This is a genomic window from Enterococcus sp. DIV1304_2 (genome assembly GCF_050555445.1).
Taxonomy (GTDB): domain Bacteria; phylum Bacillota; class Bacilli; order Lactobacillales; family Enterococcaceae; genus Enterococcus_B; species Enterococcus_B pernyi.
Genome location: NZ_CP187851.1, coordinates 1454776 through 1475153, shown reverse-complemented (window position 1 = coordinate 1475153; position 20378 = coordinate 1454776). Strand labels below are relative to the sequence as shown.

General features: G+C 39.3%; 20 protein-coding genes. 13 read left to right on the top strand and 7 right to left on the bottom strand.

Features of this window, described 5'->3' with window-relative positions; translation table 11 throughout:
• Window positions 1–5 precede the first annotated feature (5 nt).
• Both IGJ14_RS06850 and IGJ14_RS06845 read right to left on the bottom strand, forming a co-directional pair.
• Window positions 6–566: a guanylate kinase gene (locus tag IGJ14_RS06850; RefSeq protein ID WP_195339277.1), complete on the bottom strand. Its 561-nt coding sequence runs from the start codon at window positions 564–566 to the stop codon at window positions 6–8.
• Between the two features lie 169 nt (window positions 567–735).
• Window positions 736–1917, bottom strand: coding sequence for a NupC/NupG family nucleoside CNT transporter (locus IGJ14_RS06845; RefSeq protein WP_065095829.1), 1182 nt, complete (start codon window positions 1915–1917; stop codon window positions 736–738).
• A 136-nt stretch (window positions 1918–2053) separates the two neighbouring features.
• On the opposite strand from IGJ14_RS06845, the gene IGJ14_RS06840 reads away from it, so the two are divergent.
• A complete protein-coding gene (locus tag IGJ14_RS06840) occupies window positions 2054–2188 on the top strand; it encodes a hypothetical protein (protein ID WP_019724499.1) in 135 nt (44 codons plus the stop codon).
• 138 nt (window positions 2189–2326) lie between these two features.
• On the opposite strand, the gene IGJ14_RS06835 is transcribed toward IGJ14_RS06840, so the two are convergent.
• Window positions 2327–3829, bottom strand: coding sequence for a DUF1846 domain-containing protein (locus IGJ14_RS06835; RefSeq protein ID WP_010735436.1), 1503 nt, complete (start codon window positions 3827–3829; stop codon window positions 2327–2329).
• Window positions 3830–3988: 159 nt separating this feature from the next.
• Here IGJ14_RS06835 and IGJ14_RS06830 point away from each other — a divergent pair, with 159 nt between their 5' ends.
• The 12 genes from IGJ14_RS06830 (at window position 3989) to IGJ14_RS06775 (ending at window position 16741) form a co-directional block, all read left to right on the top strand.
• Window positions 3989–4180 (top strand): hypothetical protein, encoded by a 192-nt coding sequence (locus IGJ14_RS06830; RefSeq protein ID WP_010735437.1) that lies wholly within the window; start codon window positions 3989–3991, stop codon window positions 4178–4180.
• A gap of 191 nt (window positions 4181–4371) precedes the next feature.
• Window positions 4372–5250 carry a hypothetical protein gene (locus IGJ14_RS06825; RefSeq protein ID WP_019723217.1) on the top strand — a complete coding sequence of 293 codons (879 nt, stop codon included), beginning with the start codon at window positions 4372–4374 and terminating at the stop codon, window positions 5248–5250.
• Window positions 5250–6326 carry a hypothetical protein gene (locus IGJ14_RS06820; protein WP_019723216.1) on the top strand — a complete coding sequence of 359 codons (1077 nt, stop codon included), beginning with the start codon at window positions 5250–5252 and terminating at the stop codon, window positions 6324–6326. The genes IGJ14_RS06825 and IGJ14_RS06820 overlap by 1 nt, the downstream gene beginning before the upstream one ends.
• Window positions 6327–6442: 116 nt before the next feature.
• Entirely contained in the window at window positions 6443–6835 is a 393-nt protein-coding gene (locus IGJ14_RS06815; protein ID WP_019723215.1) for a DUF4430 domain-containing protein, read from the top strand.
• A gap of 30 nt (window positions 6836–6865) precedes the next feature.
• The gene (locus tag IGJ14_RS06810; RefSeq protein ID WP_019723214.1) at window positions 6866–7840 is read left to right on the top strand and encodes a cation diffusion facilitator family transporter; all 975 of its coding nucleotides are present in this window, start codon (window positions 6866–6868) and stop codon (window positions 7838–7840) included.
• Between the two features lie 267 nt (window positions 7841–8107).
• Complete coding sequence (locus tag IGJ14_RS06805; protein WP_019723213.1) at window positions 8108–8887, top strand: AzlC family ABC transporter permease; 780 nt, start codon at window positions 8108–8110, stop codon at window positions 8885–8887.
• Window positions 8880–9197: an AzlD domain-containing protein gene (locus IGJ14_RS06800; protein ID WP_019723212.1), complete on the top strand. Its 318-nt coding sequence runs from the start codon at window positions 8880–8882 to the stop codon at window positions 9195–9197. Before IGJ14_RS06805 ends, IGJ14_RS06800 begins: the two co-directional genes overlap by 8 nt.
• Window positions 9198–9325: 128 nt before the next feature.
• The gene (locus IGJ14_RS06795) at window positions 9326–10918 is read left to right on the top strand and encodes a polysaccharide biosynthesis protein (RefSeq protein WP_019723211.1); all 1593 of its coding nucleotides are present in this window, start codon (window positions 9326–9328) and stop codon (window positions 10916–10918) included.
• 264 nt (window positions 10919–11182) lie between these two features.
• Entirely contained in the window at window positions 11183–12031 is an 849-nt protein-coding gene (locus tag IGJ14_RS06790) for a DegV family protein (RefSeq protein ID WP_019723210.1), read from the top strand.
• Window positions 12032–12186: 155 nt separating this feature from the next.
• Window positions 12187–12666, top strand: a complete 480-nt coding sequence (locus tag IGJ14_RS06785; protein WP_019723209.1) for a DUF6530 family protein — start codon at window positions 12187–12189, stop codon at window positions 12664–12666.
• Window positions 12667–12688: 22 nt separating this feature from the next.
• Entirely contained in the window at window positions 12689–14920 is a 2232-nt protein-coding gene (locus tag IGJ14_RS06780) for an AAA family ATPase (RefSeq protein ID WP_195339275.1), read from the top strand.
• 180 nt (window positions 14921–15100) lie between these two features.
• Window positions 15101–16741 (top strand): glycoside hydrolase family 13 protein, encoded by a 1641-nt coding sequence (locus tag IGJ14_RS06775; protein WP_195339274.1) that lies wholly within the window; start codon window positions 15101–15103, stop codon window positions 16739–16741.
• 64 nt (window positions 16742–16805) lie between these two features.
• On the opposite strand, the gene IGJ14_RS06770 is transcribed toward IGJ14_RS06775, so the two are convergent.
• From IGJ14_RS06770 to IGJ14_RS06755, 4 genes are all read right to left on the bottom strand, one after another.
• Window positions 16806–17354 carry a TIGR01440 family protein gene (locus IGJ14_RS06770; protein WP_029594172.1) on the bottom strand — a complete coding sequence of 183 codons (549 nt, stop codon included), beginning with the start codon at window positions 17352–17354 and terminating at the stop codon, window positions 16806–16808.
• Between the two features lie 16 nt (window positions 17355–17370).
• Window positions 17371–17868, bottom strand: a complete 498-nt coding sequence (locus IGJ14_RS06765) for an ECF transporter S component (protein WP_065095821.1) — start codon at window positions 17866–17868, stop codon at window positions 17371–17373.
• A complete protein-coding gene (locus tag IGJ14_RS06760) occupies window positions 17858–18664 on the bottom strand; it encodes a bifunctional hydroxymethylpyrimidine kinase/phosphomethylpyrimidine kinase (protein WP_019723946.1) in 807 nt (268 codons plus the stop codon). The genes IGJ14_RS06765 and IGJ14_RS06760 overlap by 11 nt, the downstream gene beginning before the upstream one ends.
• Before the next feature lie 176 nt (window positions 18665–18840).
• A complete protein-coding gene (locus tag IGJ14_RS06755) occupies window positions 18841–20370 on the bottom strand; it encodes an AMP-binding protein (RefSeq protein WP_430608435.1) in 1530 nt (509 codons plus the stop codon).
• Window positions 20371–20378: the final 8 nt, after the last annotated feature.

The following is a 20378-nucleotide window of genomic DNA, read 5'->3' as shown; positions in this document are numbered from 1 at the left end:
ACTGTTCAGCGATGATCCGCTGCATGGATGGCTTGCTTTAAATTTTTTGTTTCGATTTCTAACGTCTGATTATTTTCAAATGAGATCAAGGTAGGTATAAGTGTTAATTTTTCAAGTTCTTTTTGATCTTTTTCAAAGAGAGCGAGCCGTTGCCTGATTTTATCTGGTGAGTCGCCGCGAAATACAAATCGTTCATACAACTTTTCTTTTGCTACTGTGATGAAGACAGGGACGATACAACGACCAAATTGTTCATACAAGTGCCAAAAACCTGGGGCTGTAAGGACCGTGAAGCAGTCACCCTGTGTAAGCTTCGTTGAGATCTCTTGTTTACTTGAGCCATAATAGTGATCGGCGTACCGATCCCATTCGGCAAATTCCTGATGGGCGATCATTTCTTCAAAGGTCTCTTGAGAAACAAAATGGTAATCAAGGTGATTTTTTTCATTTTTTCGTGGGGGGCGGGTCGTATACGTAATGATCTTTTGTTGTGGAGAAAAAATTGCATGAGCGAGTGTCGTCTTTCCGGAACCAGAAGGCCCAATAAATACATAACATTTATTCATAGGAAATATTCCTTTCTATAGTGACATGATCAAAGACATGTTTATAACTAATATATACCGAAAAGTGGAAATCTGACATTTAAAGTAAAAAAACTTAACTAATTTAAACAGGCCATCTGTTCAAACCAGCCAAGTTCAGTATACTTAAGACTCTAGATAAAAGATAGCTTTACACCAGTATTCCGGTAACAATTGCGCTTAAAAAGCTGACTAATGAAGCGGTGAACAAAATTTTCAATCCATGTTTTGCTACAAGATTACCTTTTTCTTCATTCAACCCTTTCATTGCCCCTGAAATGATCCCAATTGAAGAGAAGTTCGCAAATGATACTAAGAAGACTGATAAGATAGCGGTGGTACGTTCTGTAAATTCAAAAGTCCCAGTCGATAATTCAGTCATTGCTACAAACTCATTTGTCACAAGTTTTGTTGCCATGATACTACCGGCATCAACCGCTTCTTTCCAAGGAATCCCACTGATAAATGCAAATGGCGCAAAAATATACCCTAAAATCTGTTGGAATGTAATCCCAAAAATCCCGTTGAACAAGGCATTGATCATAGCAATCAAAGCAACAAAACCGATCAACATTGCAGCCACTGTGATTGCGACATGGAAACCATCTAAAATATATTCGCCTAACATTTGGAAAAATGTTTGTTCTTTGTCTTCTTCAATCACTAATTCATCTTCTTTTTCGTCCAACTCATAAGGATTGACGATCGAAGCAAGAATATACCCACCAAAAAGATTCAACACTAAAGCAGTGATCACGTATTTTGAATCAATCAATGCCATATAGGAACCAACGATGGACATCGAAACTGTGGACATTGCGGAAACACTCATCGAGAACAGACGCTTTTCTGTTAAGAAAGGCAGTTCCTTTTTGATGGAGATAAAAACTTCTGATTGGCCTAAAATCGCTGAAGCCACACCATTATAAGATTCTAATTTACCCATTCCGTTGATTTTACTCAATCCTAAACCGACTGCTTTCATAAATAAAGGAAGAATCTTGATGTAACGCAAAATCCCAATAATTGCAGAAATAAAGACGATTGGCATCAACACATTCAAGAAGAATGGGGCACTTCCAACGTTTGCTACACCCCCAAACACGAAATTGACACCTTCACCGGCAAATGCCAATAAGTGATCAAATAGCTTGGCTAGCATCGCAACAACCGCTGTACCAAAAGTCGTACGCAGTAAAACAAACCCAAACGCAAATTGCAAAACGAGCATGATGATCAATGGTTTGCGTTTGATGGCTTTTCGATCGCTACTGATCAAAACCGCCAACCCAAAAATTAAAAGTAAACCTATTATTCCAATAAACTGACTCAAAAAAATCACTCCTTACCAAATTCCGTTTAATTCTACATGTTATTTTTAAAGAATACGAATCTTTTGAGAGAAATTTCATGAGATTTTTAGACTAAAGCGTATACATGTAAGAGAACGGAGAGATAGGTGTCTTATAATGAATAGAAGTCGCTCTGGGAATCCTAAATTGTTGATTTATCTAGCGGTTGTGGCATATACGTATGTTTACTTGGAAGATGTATATTATCAGGACTTGTTAGACGAGCAACAACTTTACTTTATTTATTTTTAAAACAGGAAAGTCTGACACAGAAGCTGCTTCTCCAAAAAACAAAGGGTACCCACAAAAATTGGAACAATTTTCATGGATACCACCTTATTTATCGAGGTAACTTCTATTTTTCTATTTTAGCTATCATCGAAGAATTATTTATTGATAATACAAGTTTTCTGAAGGGTAAACAGGCGCACTAGTGATGTCGATACCTAATTGTTTCAGGTTTTGTTCATCATTCTTATTGATCATCACAGTTGAATGTGCTTGCGCACCTTCAAGTTCTGCTAATTTTTCATAAGCAACTTGTGCAATTGGATTAGTCACTGCACTGATTGATAAAGCAATCAACACTTCATTGAGATTGAGTGTATCGATCGAAGAGTGCAATGCCTTGCTTTTAAGTCCTTGGATCGTTTCCAAGACAAGCGGCGATAACAACGGAATGTCATCAGAGATATGGGCGAGATATTTGATCGCATTCAAGACAACAGCAGCCGAAGCATCCATTAATTGACTTGTCCGACCTGTAAGGATCACTTGATCAGGAAGTTCGATCGCGATCACTGCCATCGGTTCAGTACTTGCCGCTTGGCTAGTTTTTGCATACTCATGAGCAGGGGTCACGACTTTACGGTCTTCTGGACGTAAACCGACTTCCTCCATGATCAATTTGATACGATTGACGGCATCTTCATCTGTCAAACCTTTTTTAAAGTCACAAGCCGTTTGGAAATAGCGTCTGATGATCTCTTGTTTCGATGCTTCCTGTACGACTTCATCATCCGTGATACCGAAGCCTACGCGGTTGACGCCCATATCAGTAGGAGACTGGTAGACCGATTCCTTACCAGTGATTTTTTCGATGATCCGTTTAATGACTGGGAAAGTCTCCACATCACGATTGTAGTTGACTGCCACCTTATTATAGGCATCAAAATGAAAAGAATCGATCATATTGACATCTTTCAAATCGACTGTTGCTGCTTCATAGGCAATGTTCAAGGGATGTTTCAATGGAACATTCCAAACAGGGAAAGTCTCAAATTTAGAATAACCTGCTGCATTGCCTTTTTGGCTTTCGTGATAGAGTTGATTCAAGCAAGTAGCTAATTTACCGCTACCTGGACCTGGTGCTGTCACGACAACGATCGGTTTGGTTGTTTCGATGTATTCGTTCTTGCCGAAACCATCTTCTGAAACGATCTTTTCGACGTTGATCGGGTAGTCCTCGATTTCAGCGTGTTTATAGACTTTGATATTGCGACGCTCTAATTTGTTGATAAATACTTTAGTTGCTGGCTGTCCGTTATACCGGGTGATTACTACACTATTGATCGATAATCCATATCCTCGTAATTCATCGATCAAACGTAAGATATCCATATCATAGGTAATCCCATAATCACCACGAATCTTATTCCGCTCGATATCACCGGCATACACACAAATCAAAATCTCCGCTTGATCACGTAACTTTTGTAATAATTTGATTTTAGCATCTTCTTCAAATCCAGGTAAGACACGTTTGGCATGCTTATCATCGACTAATTTCCCACCAAATTCTAGATACAACTTATCATAATGATGAACGCGTTCAAGGATATACGCAGATTGCTCTTCGATATACTTTTCTGAGTCAAAACCTATTTTTTTCACTTGTTTCCCTCCTTAGCTACTCTCGCATTTTTTCATTTTTTGAAGGTTTCGTCAACTATCAATTAAGTATATAAAGAAATTTCAAAGAAAAAACAAAAGAAACATGCTTGTCTCAGAAGGCATTCATTGGTATGATAGGTTTGATAAGGAAGGTGTCCTATGAAAAAAAGACAAAAAAAGAAAAACGCGTACAAACAGTATATACGCTCAATTTTTACAGGATATGAGCATATGCTAGAAGATAGTGAACTAAATGAATTAAAGTTCTCTTACTTAAATGAAGAAACATTACTTACACGAGATGAAAACCAACGCATCCATTTTACAACAAGAGATTTACCCAAAAAATAAAACTAAGAGCGGGGAATCGCTGACCCGCTCTTTTATGTTTTCTAACTTTCAATTAATACGAGTAAAAGTAATTTTTGTTCTAAGTCAGCGCATACTTAGTAACACTTTTTTCTTAGAAAATGATACTATTGGATTACATAGAATAATTGATGGAAAATTGATGCGTTCAAAAGCAAGAGGAGGCCAGTAAGATGATAGACCCACAGACGAACGAACATTATGATGAAAACGAACAAGAGGAAGCATCTTCGTTTTACGATATCAAAGAAAAAGCAAGTATGAATCTTTCACAATTATTAGAAGATCTGCAAGCTTTTGAACAAGCTGTCCGCGAGGAGAATATTCCCGCAATCTATCAGTTATACAATGGACGCTTGAACGATGAGCTTAAAAAAAGCTCAAATGAAAATCATGAGATCGATCAGCTGTTGATGCGGAAGATCCATGACCGTTTCTTGCAAGAATTTCCCTTTATGAAACATACAGAGACCATCTCTCCGACGATGTGTTATTACCAGATCGGCACCTATTTTCATGAACGAGCAACGATTGGGATCGATGCCAGCTTACCTGAAATCTTTGTATTACCGCAAATCGATGAAGAATGGGAGAACTATGCGACGCAACAAACCCATGATTTTGATAAAAAAATCAATGAGTTAGAGGCAAAAGTGATCACTGCAAAAACAGAGATCGAGCGTTTAGAAGAGGCCATCAAAGAGATCGATCAGCAAATCACTGACTTAGATGATACGAAAGGTTTCTTGAATCGTAAAAAAATAGACGAAGAAATCCAAGCGTTAGAACAAAAGAAACAAGCACTTGAAAATGAAAAATTAGGTTGGTTGCCTTATATCGAAGAACCAGAAAAAATCCAAAAACAAAAGCAAACCTTATTACATGAAGAAAAAGCGGACCAGCTACGCGCTGCGATCGTTGAAAAAGAACAACGTCAAATCAAAAAATATTTTGGTGACATGGAAGGTTTCAGACAGTCGATCCATCGTTTCTTGATGTCGTATCTTGGCAGTGAAAACCCTGAAATAGTAGAAGAGGGAGGGGACGAGTGATGACAAAACAAGAAGAGTTAGACCTACAAGAAGTAACAGCTGAAAATCATGGAACGACCGAGCCAGTAGAAGAAACATCAAGCACCGACAAAGAGTTGGCGAATGAAGTAGAAGAAATTCGCGAAGAAGCCAAAATCCACGAAAAAGAAAAAGTCGTCCCAAACTCGACGAATCAAACAGATAATGAACGTTCAACGATCGAGCAAGCGGTCAATGAAAACCAAGCATATCTTTCTGGTAAACAAAATGATCACGAAGACATCGTTGACTTGATTGCAGCCGCAGAAGAAGAGTTGGCCGATTTACGATTACGTAAATATTTGATCGAAGCGGATTTCAATGAGTTATTGGTCGCCTATCATCGCTATGTGTTAGAAGATACACCGATTTCTGCCATTGCTAAGACAAGTTTGATCGAATACTTTGCCTACGAGATATTAAAACCATTGAATGATATTGGCTTGGAGTTATCCAAACAAGCATATGATGTATGGGAAACAAGATATTTTTCAATCAATTATAGTTTGACCCCACAAAAAGAATTGTTGTTCTCCTTTGTGTTACCAACGATCGACCAACGATACCAAGTAGAATCCATCAATTTGATGCGAGTATCCCCAGAACAAATGACGATCGAGATCGATGATGACCGAGTGTTAGCATTGATTCGTCATTGGTCTGTTGAACGCGTGTTCTCGGCTAGTCAGATCACGATTTTCAATCACAAGTTGAATCAATTATTTGCCTATGCACGTAAATTAGGTTTTACGGTGGATCAAACCTTGTTAGACAATACGAAGCCACTAAGATTAGATATTGCAAGTAAGTTTCCAGCTACGCAAGAAGTATTAGATGATATTTTTATTGTCACAATGAAAAATCCGCAGTATGATATGGAAAAATTGGATGACACGACTTATAAGGTGTTGCTGGATAAAGGTCAGTCGCTCCAAATTTCTCTTAAAGACACAACACAGACAGATCTAGCGATTTCTTCTGGTGACTATCATCGTTCAGTGATCGATTTCTTTATCAATTATGAATTTTTAGTACCTTTGATGGTCCGCAAAAATTGATGAAAAAGAGCAATCATGCCTTATATGCTTCAGAATGATCCATTCAGATGATCGATGAAAAAAGAGCCAAGGAATCGGGTTTCTCCTTGGCTTTTTTTATACTTAGGAGGGGGAAAATGAAAAGGATAGGAACCAGTTTACTCATTGTCTGTTCGATGTTGCTTTTCTTTACCGGTTGTACAAATCATGAGACAAAAAAAGCTGACCCAAAACCGTTATCCATGGTGACGAATGAAACAGCAACTATCACCTTGCAAGAAGATGGGGTTGATACCTTAGTAAAAAAAGTGACGTTCCATACAGGAGAAAATTTACTGGACGTGCTGGAACAAAACTTTAGTGTGGAAGAAGACAAAGGATTTATCACCTCGATCAATGGTCAGAGCCAAAATACCGAAGAGAAAAAATATTGGATGTTCAGTGTGGATGGTAAAAATACAAAAGTAGGCGCAAAAGAAACGATATTAAAAAATAATCAAACCGTCATCTTTAATTTAGATACTCTTTGATGTTGTTAAGAATGAAGGGAAGAAAAAGCAATGGAGAATTTGAAGAAGAGCGGAATGTTTTCTGTATTGGCAGCGTTAGGTGCCAACCTCTTAGTTGCGTTTAGTAAATTTATCGGTTATGCCATCAGTGGCAGTGCCGCTATGTTGAATGAAAGTATCCATAGTATCGTTGACTGTAGCAATCAGGTATTACTACTAGTCGGTGATAAACGTGCGAATCGTGGTCAAAGCGAATTACACCAATTTGGCGAAGGACGAGCAAAGTATTTTTTCAGTACGATTGTTGCCATGATGTTGTTTTTTGGTGGGGGCGCGCTAGGTGTGATGGAAGCTTTTGAAAAACTTACCCATCCCGCCCACGAAGTTGGTAATCCTTGGATCGTCATCCTGATTCTATTATTTGGTCTAGCTGTAGAAGGTAGTTCATTACGGATTGCGATGAAAGAAATCCGCGAATTGAACACTGAAAACCTTTCAACCATGCGCTTTTTACGCGAAAGTCGCCACAGTGAAATCCTCGTGATCTTCACCGAAGATCTCTGTGCTGTAATTGGTCTTGTTCTTGCTTTAGTCGGCACCGGATTGACCATGGTGACAGGGATTGCAGCTTTTGATGCCATCAGTGGACTATTGATCGGCTTTCTATTGATGGGTGCTGCTATCTTTCTGGCAAAAGAATTTTATAGTTTGATTATTGGCGAGAGCGTGACTACATCAGATTTGAAAAAGATCAAATTTGCTTTTGAGCGAAATGAAGTGAATCGCATCATTGATATCAAAACGGTGCATTTAAGTCCGACAGAGATTTTAGTTGCGGCAAAAATCGATCTATTTGAGAGTAAAGAATATCAAGTACACATGATCATCAATGATATTGAACGGACGATCCGTGAACAATTAAAGGATAAAAAAATCTATATTTACATTGAAACAGATAAATATGATCCAAATTATTCGCAAATAAAGAAAACACAAGAAAATATGATAGAGAACGTCGAGAAATAATTTAGAAACTATTGTTATTTTTTTACTTATAAAAAAGTTTGATGTCAAAAAAACAACTCGTTTATTTATAGTGTAAAATCATCTGAAAGGTAGGAGGAAAATGAATTTCCTCTTATCTTTTTCGATGATTTTTATTTTTTTTAATCGTTCTCCTTTGAAAATGAGAAAAATATCATGTTGTTTAACGATAAAACGGCTACATTTTTATTTATTTATGTTACAATTAGTCCGCTATTTATTTGTTGTAAATTGAAGGAGATATCGTTAATGAATAAACAGAAACGGGCGCCTTGGCAGGATTCGCTACATGCTTCGTTGCCACTTTGCCTTAGTTATATCCCAGTTGGGTTAGCTTGCGGAGTCTTACTGCAACAAGTTGGTTTTGATCCACTCTTAGCTGGTCTATTATCTATCTTAGTATTTTCTGGTGGCGCACAATTCTTAGTTGCCTCTATGTTAGCCACACAAGCGCCATTTTCAACTACACTTTTGATGGTTTTTTTCTTAGAACTACGGTATATTTTGCTAGGGTCGAGTCTTTCAGGCTTTATGAAGAAAGAAAAGCGATTCTTTTTAGCTGTGTTCTCTCAATCATTGAATGACGAAAATTATGCCGTCAACTATTTGAAGTATTCCACTGATCCCACTTGGGACAAGCGAAAAGCTTTATATGTCAATTGGTTTTCAATGGGGGCTTGGGCGATCAGCAACATGGTCGGAAATATTTTTGGATCAGTGATCCGCGTGGATACGGATTTGGTGCATTTTGCCTTAACTGCTATGTTTATTTTTATGTTCATCATGCAAATGAAAAATGCTTTACTCATCTTCACAGGGCTCTTTTCTGGGATACTCAGTGTCATATTCATGGTACTTTTCCAAAACACTTTCGGTTTGATCGTTGCAACATTGATTGCTTCTTCAGCAGGTTTTGTATTAGAAAGAGCCTTCAAGAAGGAAAAGGAAAAGAAATCCAGCAAAGAGACCCAACCTTTGAATGAGCCATTGTTCCATTTCCCAGAACAGGAGGTGCAACATCATGACTGAGTGGTACTTGTTGTTATTGGTGATCAGCTTATTTGTCGTTGCCTACATTCCACGAGTTTTTCCTATGCTTTATTTTACACATCGAAAAGTGCCTAAATGGTTTAGCGAATGGATGAAATATGTACCAGTTGCTTTGTTTGCAGCGTTAGCCTTCAAAGATGTTTTTATCACGCATGAACATTTAGATATTGCGTGGAACATCAAAATCGTTGCGATGCTATTTGTCGCAGGTGTTGCTTATAAGACTCGCTCAATGGCTTTGTCTGTCATTACAGGACTTGCTTCTGTGTTTTTATTATCAATGTTATAGAATTTCTTAAGCTTCTCCAAAAAATCGGGAAGCTTATTTTTTTGTTTTCCTGAACGAGTTGTCCTCCAAGTTTTTTTTGTTATAATAGGGAAGATGTTTATTCTAATAGAGATAGTTGAGGTTGACATATGAATAAGAAATTGATGCAAGGGACATTTTGGCTTACCTTTGCCAATCTACTCTGTAAAGTTTTAGGTGTCGTTTATTTGATTCCTTGGTTGAGCATGATGGGGAACAATCAAGATGGCATGTTAGCAACAACCCTTTATAATGTGGGCTATTTACCATATGGCCTTTTCCTGATGTTAGGTACAGTCGGGTTTCCAAATGCGATAGCAAAAAAAGTCGCGGTGGCGACGAAAAATGGAGATGAACAGGCTTGTCGGGTCATTTTTCGCAGTACGATCAATATCATGTTTGTTATCGGGATCATATCTGCCGTATTGATGTATTTGTTTGCTCCCGCTTTGGCGAAAATCAGTCCGATCTCGAATGTCGATAATGGTATTTTGGCGATTCGTAGTCTCTGTCCTTCCTTAGTAGCGATCCCAGTATTAAGTGCGATGCGAGGTTACTTCCAAGGGAAAAATCATCTTCGCCCTTACGGTACTTCCTTGATCATTGAACAGGTGATCCGTGTGATCGTGATCTTAGCTGGTACGTATTATTTGCGTGTGTTGACAGATGGCACGATTGTGCAAGCGGTATTGATCAGTACTGTTGCTTCTTTCTTTGGTGGACTAGCGGCTATTGGTCATATGTTTGTTGTCGGACGGCAAAACGATTATTTCCGTTTAAAAGATTTCTGGATCTCAAGTCGCTATTTCAAAAAAGACAATCGTTCTGCGTCTGTTTCGATCATTCGAGAAACCTTACCCTTCATCTATGTTGGTTCGGTGATCACGATCGTGCAAATGATCGATCAGGTGACGATGAAACCATTCTTACATTTATTCAGACCGGAAATTGCAGACCAACAACTCGAATTTTTGTTTAGTCGTGCATCAGTCAATCCGAACAAATTGACACTGATCTTGATTTCAATGGTCGGAACGGTCGCAATCAGTAGTCTGCCAATCCTAAGTACACTAGGAAAAAAAGACCGACTACAGATTGAAAAAACAGTCGGGGACAGCTTCTCGATTGCTTTATTGATCCTTTTGCCTTCTTTAGCAGGGATGTCCTTATTAGCAGGACCGTTATACACCTTGTTTTTTGGCTATGATCCAGAGAGTGTCGGCTACTTCCAAATGGCGCTTCTAGCTTCCTTGTTCTTCTCGTTGTTTACGATTTTATCGACGATGCTCCAATCATTGAATCATCATTTAGTTGCAATCAAACTGACAACGGAAGCCATTATTTTAAAAGTCGTATTCCAAGCGATTGGGTTAGCTTTATTTGGCGGATACGGAATGAGTTTATCTAATACAGTGGCTTTTGCTTTTGTGTTTGTTCGTGGGTATCTTTATTTATCAAAAGAATACCGCATCTCGCCATTCGCAAAGATCAGTCATTTCTTCTTGAAGACGTTTCGTTCGACAATGGCCATGTTGCTTCTGTGCTGCATTCTTTTCTTCGTTTTGAGTCTTTCCCTATCCATGACATCAAAAACGCATGCAGTCATTTATTGTGTGGTAATCGGAGGTGTCGGCGGCTTGACGTTTGCCTTTGCCCAATTTGGAAGAAACGCCATGCAAATGGTCAAGAATTTTAGACGATAAGGGGATACTGTGGCAAGTACCAGTGGTTCTATAGGTAACTAAGCGTGCAAGCTAATTTCAAATAGTAAGTCAGGACTTGAGAAATTTTTTTCTAGTCCTGGCTTTTATTTGTTCTAATAAACAATGAAAGTGATAAAAACCTTAGATTTTAATAAAAAACATGGGTTGCTTTTTCTATAATCCGGACAAAGGTTCAAATCTTTTCTTACTTATGATATAGTATTAAGGACTGGTAAAATTCTTTGAAACGAGGAACTTAAATAAATGAAATTAGCAATCGTAACTGACAGTACAGCTTTCCTGCCAACACGTATCAAGAACCATCCTGATTTATATGTGATTCCTATCCCTGTGATCTTGGATGGAAAAATTTATAACGAAGGCATTGACATCGAAGCAGACGAATATTACGGACTATTGAAAAACAGTAAAGATTTTCCAACAACTTCCCAACCTGCTGTAGGTGAAGTTTTGGCACTATACGAAGAACTGAAAGCCAAAGGCTATGATACGATCTTAAGCATACACTTATCAAGTGGGATCTCTGGATTCGTCAATACATTATTTGCGATGAAAGACGACGTCAAAGAGATGACGATTGTTCCTTATGATTCGAAAATCACCAGTATGCCAATGGGGCATATGGTGGAATCTGCTTTAGACTTGAATGATAAAGGTTATTCACTTGAAGCCATTTTAGCTCACATCGATCGAATTAGAGACAATACATACGCCTATTTGATCGTTGACGACTTGAACAACTTAGTCCGCGGAGGTCGCTTGACTAACGGAGCTGCACTGATCGGCGGACTATTGAAAATCAAACCGATCCTGACTTTTTCAGAAGGTAAGATTATTTTATTCGAGAAGATCCGTTCAAGCAAAAAAGCTTTTGCCCGTGCAGAGCAAATCATTGGCAAACGAAATGAAGAAATTAAGCCACCAGTAAAATTATATGTGATCCATGCAAACAATTTAGAAGTTGCCGAAGAAGAAAAAGCAAAACTTCAAAAACAATACCCACAAGCAGAAATCGAGATCGGCCATTTTGGTCCAGTGATCGGTAGTCACTTGGGTGAAAAAGCGATCGGTATTGCGATCTCTGCACAATAAATAGGGCAGAAAGCAAAAACACAAAGAAAAGAAACAGTTTGAGCAATGACTTGCTTGGACTGTTTTTTTGCATTTCTACCCTAATTATTTTATACTATCTTTAATTATCTAGTAATTTACTAAATCACTAAATTACTAAAAAGGAGTAGAGAAGGATGGAAATACCAACAAATTTGAAACATAAACCAGTGATCGTCGTTGAAGATTACGATAAAGTTGATGGCAGAAAAGCCTTGCATACAGATGCAAAAGGATTGTCTTTAGGATTAGCTCAGTGGAATGATCGAGGCAAAGTCGATATCTCAGGAAAAGTGTGGCGTCATACAGGTGAAAAGTGGTCACGTCAATCGGAAGAATTACCGATCACTCGTATCCTTGACTTAGCGATCTTAGTGGCGCAAGGAAGTGTATACTTCCAGGATGCCTACCGCCATGAAAAATTTTACGACCCTGAAAATCCTGTCGTTGATATCATCGGTTTGCAAGGAAACCGGATGACGGTGGAAGTGGACACGAAAAATCCTAAAATCGATGAAGATATCATGTTATATTACGATGCTTTACAAAAAGATGGCGAATTACTTGGTGAACGTTTTCGTATCTTGAAACGTCTATTAGATGATCTAGGGTATTAATGTTATAAGGAAGTGTTTAAACATGGAAAACTTTTCACTCACCGACCAGCGAACGTTTACGCCGATCGAAAAACAAATGATCTGGAAAAAACCGACAAGTCATCAAACAAGTGCTGAAGAGCTGCGTATTGCAACTGAAATCAAAGCAAACTGGCTAGATCCGGAAATGAAAATCAGCAATGTGCTATTGGAAGGAGATGCAGGTTCTGGGAAAACGCAATTAGCCAAAGCATTATCCTTTGATTTGCAGTTACCTTATACGAAAGTAACATGCTTTGCTGATATGGATAAATCAGATGTCTTTGGTGCGTTACTACCTGTCATTGATTCAGACCAAGAAGAGGATCAAGAGTTATTGACCGCTATTTATCAAACGGATACATTATCTGCGGTATTGACGTTGATCGAACAATATTACTCCGTCGATCAACAAACAGCCAAACAGAAATTAGCCGATCTCGTGCAACGAATCGAAAACAACGAAGAAAGTACGATCCACTACAAATACTATCCGTCAGAAATCGTTCGTGCGATCGAAAAGGGTTATCTTTTAGAAATCCAAGAACCAACGGTGATACGTGATGCTTCGGTTCTTGTTGCCTTGAACTCTGCCTTAGAAACGAACGGTTTGTTGAACTTACCTACTGGTGTGATAAAACGCCACCCTGATTGTATCATCATCATTACAACCAATCGCAACTACCAAGGAAACCGACCGTTGAATGAATCGCTTCGAGATCGTATGCAACATGCTGAGAAAATGGACCTGCCAGAGCTTTCAGTCATGGTGGAACGCGCTATCAGCAAGACACAAGTCGAAGAGCCGACACTTTTGTTGAAAATGGCAGAAGTGATCCGTTTGTTAGATGAAACTGCCAAAGCAAATGCTATCAAAGGTGTGGCAGGTATGCGTTCTTATTTTTATTGGGTCAATACAATGAAACAAAATCAAGACATTTTCGTATCGCTCTATCCCAAAGTCTTATATAAACTGACGACTGATCCAGATGAATTACACATTTTGACGACTGCACTAACTGATAGTGGGCTTTTAGATGAACTCAGAGAATTGCTTCGACAAAAGAAATGGGGGGACTTATCAGACGAATCCCCACGAATCAAAGGACGGACAATTCGTGCAGAAGAAGCGATAGAACGTCAAATCGATCAGTTGGCAGAAGAAACAACATCCCTTGCTGAACAACCCTCAGAAAAAGAGGAAGTGTTACCAGAAGAGCAGACAAAGGAAGCAGCGGCGAAAGAAGAAACCCCGATTGACACGTTGCCTTTATCGGAAGAGCGGAGTCAAGAAGTCGAAGGACGAAGTCAACAGCAATCAGATGATGAATCCCAAGAGATGTCAGCTTCAGATATGGAAGCCTTAGACAAGCAACTCAAACGTGAACTCAATAAAGAAGCGCGACAGCTGATGAAAGGTACGATCCATGAAAAAGAAGGAATGATCGTTCATCGCCCTAAGTTTGCTGTCATAAATCCTGAAGTAGCGACTATTCGACAAGAAATCGATCCAATCGTGGATTCATTGAGTCGGCAAATCCTTGATCTTTTGGAAAATGAACAAAGCGAAACTTATCAAAAAGGAAAGTACGAAGGCCAACGTTTTAATGCTAGTCGAGTAGCTTATGGGGATTTACGGCAATTTGATAAAAAAAATCCCCCTCACGAACAACCTTCTTTGGCAGTGGCTCTACGAATCGATGAATCTGGTTCGATGGTTCGTGAAGACCGCATGTTAGCTGCAAAAAAAGCTGCATTTGCTATTGCCGCATTTGCCAAAAAAGTACGTATTCCTTTATTGATCTACGGGGATACAGCAGATGTTTCGACAAGAGAAAAAACATCTGTCTTTTCGTACAAAGAATTTTCAGATTCATTTGAGTGGTTGGAACAGAAATTAGTGACTATGAAGCCAAGACAAAACAATCGTGATGGCGCAGTGTTACGTCTGATCGCTGGAAAGCTGGCAGAACAACCTGCAACAACCAAACTGATCGTCAACATCAGTGATGGCCAACCAAAAGCGTTACCTGATTATACAGGCGCTAAAGCAAAAAAAGATATCCAAGAAGTGTTGACCGAATATGAACGCCAAGGTATCGTCTTTATTTCTGCGGCAATTGGACAAGATAAGGAAGAAATCAAAGAAATCTATGGCGCAAGTCGCTTCGTCGATATTACCGATTTATCGACATTTCCCAAACAATTGATCCAATTGATTTCTCGTTATTTATAAATAAATATTAAGCGAATATCAAAGATGATGCGTCACTCATGGTCTTTGATGTTCGCTTTTTTGAGTTCTTTCATTTATGATAAGCACTACTCCAACTGATGTAAGCATGAAAACAGTTAACGGTAACAAATATGTAACCGCTTGAAATTGAGCTATAATAAAGAAAAAAGGGGGATAAGCATGAAGCAGTCAGAAAAGTGGTGGAAAGAAGCAGTTGGGTATCAAATCTACCCAGCGAGCTTTAAAGATAGCAACAACGACGGTATCGGTGATATCAACGGCATTCGCGAAAAACTTAGCTATTTGAAAGAGTTAGGGATCGACTTTATTTGGATCAACCCTATTTATCAGTCACCATTTGTCGATAACGGCTATGATATCAGCGATTATCAAGCAATCCTTGAGAAGTTTGGTACAATGGATGAGTTTGATGCTTTATTAGCTGAAGCCCATCAGATGGGGATAAAGATCATCATGGATCTCGTCATCAATCATAGTTCTGATCAGCATGAATGGTTTATTGAATCACGTCAGTCGGTCGATAATCCTTACCGTGATTACTACATTTGGGTCGATGGCACACCTGATCAAGCACCAAATGAATGGCAGTCGATCTTTGGCGGTTCAGCCTGGCAATACGATGAACAAACTGGTCAATACTACTTACACATTTTTGCAAAAGAACAACCTGACTTGAACTGGGAAAGTGACAAGTTAAAAGCTGAACTCTTCACGATGATCCGCTGGTGGTTAGATAAAGGGATCGATGGATTCCGCTTAGATGCCATTTCTCATGTAAAAAAGGATGAATACTCTGTCCAGGCAACTGAGAACCCATTTTCTCCTTTTCAAAATGTCTCCGGTATTGAAGATCATTTGACAGAATTAAAAAATGTCTTTGATGAATACGATATTATGACGGTAGGAGAAGCGAGTGGGGTATCTGCAAACGAAGGACCTGAGTGGGTAGGTGAAAATGGCTATTTTGATATGATCTTTGAGTTTGATCATATTTCGATCTGGAAACATGAAAAAGATGGAGATCTAGATGTATTGAGTTTGAAACAATCCTTGAGCGCTTGGCAACGAGCACTGGATGGCAAAGGTTGGAACGCTCTTTATATGGAAAACCATGATGTACCAAGATGTGTGTCTGTCTTTGGAGATACGTCTCCTGCATATTGGCAAGTTTCTGCAAAAGCAATCGCCATGATGTATTTCTTTTTACAAGGTACGCCATTTATTTATCAAGGACAAGAAATCGGTATGACGAATCTACCATTTTCCTCTATTGATGAGATTGATGCAGTAGATTCGAAACGCTTGTATCAACAGTTGCTTGATGAAGGACGTTCTGAAGAAGAAGCATTGGATATCGTAGCCAATACCACAAGAGATAACAGTCGTACACCGATGCAATGGAATGATCATTTGTATGCTGGTTTTTCTGAGGTTGCCCCTTGGTTGCTCGTCAATCCGAATTATCAAATGATCAATGTCGCTAATCAAACCAATGACCCAGAATCGATTTTATCTTTTTACAAAAAAATGATTACCCTACGTCGAGAAAACAAAGGGTTGATATATGGTAGTTTCAATGAATATCTACCTGATAATGAACAGCTCTTTGTATACGAACGAGTCCTAGATGAAGAACGTTATCTGATCATCGTCAACTTGACTGATGAAGCAGCGACTTATACCTTACCAACGGAAATCGAAACAAATTGGGAAGTATTATTGGAAAATCAACCCGGTCAAGAATTTCAATCAGGTGGTACATTCGCCCCTTATGAAGCGCGTCTTTATCGAAAAATTTAGCTGACATGAAAAAACTACGAACAGTAAGAAAGGGAACACTCTCTTATTCGTTCGTAGTTTTTTCTTATTCGTATTGCGCGCGAGGTCCGCCAATGTATTTAGGGCGAGACCGTAAAGCAGTGACATGCGCATGACCTAATGTGTTAGAACGAGGACGTACAGGCACTTGAACATGCTTGATGTGCATTCCGATCGCAGTATCGCCGATGTCGATTCCTGCTTGAGCAACGACATGTTCCACTTCGACAGGATCGCTGAATTGTTCAAATGCTGCAACTGAGCAGGCACCTCCTGCATGGAGTGCCGGAATGACAGAGACGATCTCAAATTGTTTCTTTTCCGCTACTGGACGTTCGACGACTAATGCTCGATTAAGGTGTTCGCAGCCTTGGACTGCTAACGAAACGTCAAGAGGGTCTAATTGTTCTTTCAATGTTTCGATGACCCATTGTCCGATTTCTGCATTTGAGTTTTTACCAATATGTCCACCAACAATTTCACTGGTACTGCATCCTACAACGAATAGATCGCCTGCTTTAAGATGGGCTTCATTGAGAACGTCCGAAACCATTTCAGATAATTGCTGTTTGAAACTGTCTTTTGATACTTCCATTTTCCATTCATCCTTTTTACTTATTTTTTACCGTTGATTGTTGCAGAGGTAAACGCATCAATGCCTTTGTAAGTGGGATTGCCACCACGATACCGACAATGTTTTGGACCAAATTACTTGGTAGCGATGCGACACCGACTGGCCAGTCATAAAGCAACCAACTGGCAAAGAAGTAGCCTGCAACCATGATGATCGTTCCAAGGGATAAACCAAAGCCCCAACGCACAGAACCTTTACCCGCAAAATAGCCAGCAACCAGTCCTTGTAAGCCGTGGATCAATAAAGAGAAGATCGCCCATTGGGGATAGCCGGATAATAAATCAATAAACAAGCCACTTCCTGCACCAACAATCAATCCACCCATCGGACCAAAAAGGGCAGCTGCCGTATAAATCCCAACTTCACATAAGGTGACAAATCCGTTGGTTCCAGGTATTGGGATCAAGATGACTAAAGAGATCCCCACAGTTAAAGCCGTCAGCATGGCATAAATTGCAATTTTTTTAGTATTCATTCGTTATTTCCACTCCTTTTCCTTTTGACCAAACACTTCCTGTTTGATCCTTCATCATGACACCATTCAAGATACAGTCATAAACAAAAGCCTTACTCCGAGCAACAGCATCCGTCAAAGGATAATCTAAGACCAGATTTGCAGCAATCGCGGAAGCAAATGTACATCCTGCACCGTTGACAGTCTGTTCGTCTAACTTTTCCCGCCTAAATGAGATTGTCTCATTTCCGTTGAATAAAACATCCAATGCTTCGTTACCGATAATCCCAGTACCACCTTTGATCACTACGTTCTTAGCACCCAGTGAATGGATATATTTTGCACAATCAGTCATTTGGAGAAATGTTTGAACGGGTTGGCCATAAAGCAGGGAGGCTTCTTTCAAATTCGGGGTCAATACATCCGCAAAAGGAAATAACTCCTGTATCATTTTTTGCATATAAGCTTGATTCAAGGTATTTGTTGTTTCCTTAAAGGCAAACACAGGATCGATCACAATGGGAACATCCTCAAAATATGTAAGGAAATCCTTCACAACGTCGATGGCTTCCAATGAATGTAATAAGCCAATTTTTATCCCATCTAAATCTGTCATACGTCGAATCGAGTCTAGCTGTTTGGCTAGCCATTCAGGCGGGATCGTCTCTAATATAAACGAACCATCTGAGTCAAGCATTCCGATACAAGTCAATGCACTCATCCCAAAAATATGATGGTTTTCAAATGTCTTTAAATCGGACTGTATGCCGCCACCAGCAAACGGATCAGATCCTCCAATCGTTACTATTTTTTTCACTTTCATCCCTCCACAAAAAGAGTATACCTTGTTCGAATAAAAAGAAAAACAGCCAATTGGCAGATTATCAAGTCAGCCACTTTATGCAAAAAAGAGAAAAGAAATCTATATACAAAAAAAACAAGCACTTTCCTAACTACAGGAAAAGTACTTGTCTGGACTATTGGAGCAGATAATTATTGATTTGCTTCTTTAAATTCTTTTTCAATTTGTAACCGTTGGACTTTCATCGTTGCTGTTCTTGGAATATCTTCGTAAGCACGAATGATCGGTGTGTTCAAACGTGGCAATTCATGGACTTGGTTCCACCAACGATCCCAATCCATCTCTTGATTCGGCGCTAAAGCAATGATTGGTTGTGGTGAATTATCTTTATCACGAACGATGACGACTTCAGCTAAAAATTCCAATGAATCCAACAAATAATCTTCGATCGCTAATGTACTATTGATCGTATCGATCAAATCAACTTGACGATCTTTCAAATGTAGATGGCCATTTTCATCGATACAACCATAATCGCCGCTATCCCACCAAACACCATACACATTTTCTTGAAAACGAGCATCTTCTTTATAATAAGTCAATGCACGACCTTTTGATAACAAGTGGATGTGACCATCTGTGTTCGCCGGTAGTTCATTGCCTTCTTCATCCGTGATCCTTGCTTTGGTCAAATCACCTAAACCGACACCCATATCACGTGCGTCACTTGTTTTTAAGCTCTCCAACGTATGAGCTTTCAATATCATCGGTCCACATTCACTTTGTCCGTAGACTTGCAAAAAGATTGCTTCTTTTGTTGCTGACGTTTGAAGGAATACTTCCATTGTCTGATTGTTGATGGCATCAAATGTAGAGTGGTAGTAGCGAATACCTGAAAAAGCTTCTGGATGCTCTCTAGCAGTGAAACTCCACTGAACAAAGTTATTTGGATGTGTCTCTAAAGCAATTGGCGGATTCTCTAATAACAGTTTTACCACATGTTCCCCTTGAGGATCTGCGATTGGCATCATCGGAAAGCCCATCGCCATAAGAGAAGAGATGCCGATGTTGAATCGTGAATGAACCGGCGAAATATGAAAAGCGACTAATTTCTTCTCGGCGATCTTAGTAAATACCGTTTTTTGCCACTTTGTCCGCCAGCCCATTGAATGTGCAGAGTGGCAAATCAATTTAGGAATGCCGGTCGTGCCGGAAGTGTGAGTCATATAAGAGATTTCATCATTATCTAATTTCTTTTGTTCCACAGGAGTTGCGGGTTGTTTGAGCAAATCAGCGACAGCCAATTGTTTGCTCTTAGTGCCGTTAGTGATGCCTGCAACGCGTTCACTTGTCACTTCGTCGAATAAGATAAAAGGGTCTTCCAAACGATCAACAAATACTTCTAAAGTACTTGTTGGTAAATGGTAGGAAGGCATGACAGGAACTGCACCTAGATAAGAGGCAGCAACGGCAATCAAGTAGGTATCAAAAGCAGAGCTTTTGTAGATCATGATCTTGTCACCAAGTGTCACACCTAAACTAGCCAGTTGATAGGCACGTGTTACTACTAATTCATGACATTCGCTGTAAGTGCTTTTAAAACCAAGCTCCGGAAAAGCCACTAATGTCTGATCAAAAATCATTGGGACATCAGGTGTGCGTTCAGCAGCTTCTTGAAAATTCGTATAAAGATTAAGTGGGGTATAGTCGATTGTTTCCATCTTTCACG

Bases quoted from the DNA above. Each gene is read 5' to 3' on its own strand.
- IGJ14_RS06850 (WP_195339277.1), bottom strand. From the start codon at position 566: ATGAATAAATGTTATGTATTTATTGGGCCTTCTGGTTCCGGAAAGACG.
- IGJ14_RS06840 (WP_019724499.1), top strand. From the start codon at position 2,054: ATGAATAGAAGTCGCTCTGGGAATCCTAAATTGTTGATTTATCTAGCG.
- IGJ14_RS06830 (WP_010735437.1), top strand. From the start codon at position 3,989: ATGAAAAAAAGACAAAAAAAGAAAAACGCGTACAAACAGTATATACGC.
- IGJ14_RS06825 (WP_019723217.1), top strand. From the start codon at position 4,372: ATGATAGACCCACAGACGAACGAACATTATGATGAAAACGAACAAGAG.
- IGJ14_RS06820 (WP_019723216.1), top strand. From the start codon at position 5,250: ATGACAAAACAAGAAGAGTTAGACCTACAAGAAGTAACAGCTGAAAAT.
- IGJ14_RS06815 (WP_019723215.1), top strand. From the start codon at position 6,443: ATGAAAAGGATAGGAACCAGTTTACTCATTGTCTGTTCGATGTTGCTT.
- IGJ14_RS06810 (WP_019723214.1), top strand. From the start codon at position 6,866: ATGGAGAATTTGAAGAAGAGCGGAATGTTTTCTGTATTGGCAGCGTTA.
- IGJ14_RS06805 (WP_019723213.1), top strand. From the start codon at position 8,108: ATGAATAAACAGAAACGGGCGCCTTGGCAGGATTCGCTACATGCTTCG.
- IGJ14_RS06800 (WP_019723212.1), top strand. From the start codon at position 8,880: ATGACTGAGTGGTACTTGTTGTTATTGGTGATCAGCTTATTTGTCGTT.
- IGJ14_RS06795 (WP_019723211.1), top strand. From the start codon at position 9,326: ATGAATAAGAAATTGATGCAAGGGACATTTTGGCTTACCTTTGCCAAT.
- IGJ14_RS06790 (WP_019723210.1), top strand. From the start codon at position 11,183: ATGAAATTAGCAATCGTAACTGACAGTACAGCTTTCCTGCCAACACGT.
- IGJ14_RS06785 (WP_019723209.1), top strand. From the start codon at position 12,187: ATGGAAATACCAACAAATTTGAAACATAAACCAGTGATCGTCGTTGAA.
- IGJ14_RS06780 (WP_195339275.1), top strand. From the start codon at position 12,689: ATGGAAAACTTTTCACTCACCGACCAGCGAACGTTTACGCCGATCGAA.
- IGJ14_RS06775 (WP_195339274.1), top strand. From the start codon at position 15,101: ATGAAGCAGTCAGAAAAGTGGTGGAAAGAAGCAGTTGGGTATCAAATC.
- IGJ14_RS06770 (WP_029594172.1), bottom strand. From the start codon at position 17,354: ATGGAAGTATCAAAAGACAGTTTCAAACAGCAATTATCTGAAATGGTT.
- IGJ14_RS06765 (WP_065095821.1), bottom strand. From the start codon at position 17,868: ATGAATACTAAAAAAATTGCAATTTATGCCATGCTGACGGCTTTAACT.
- IGJ14_RS06755 (WP_430608435.1), bottom strand. From the start codon at position 20,370: ATGGAAACAATCGACTATACCCCACTTAATCTTTATACGAATTTTCAA.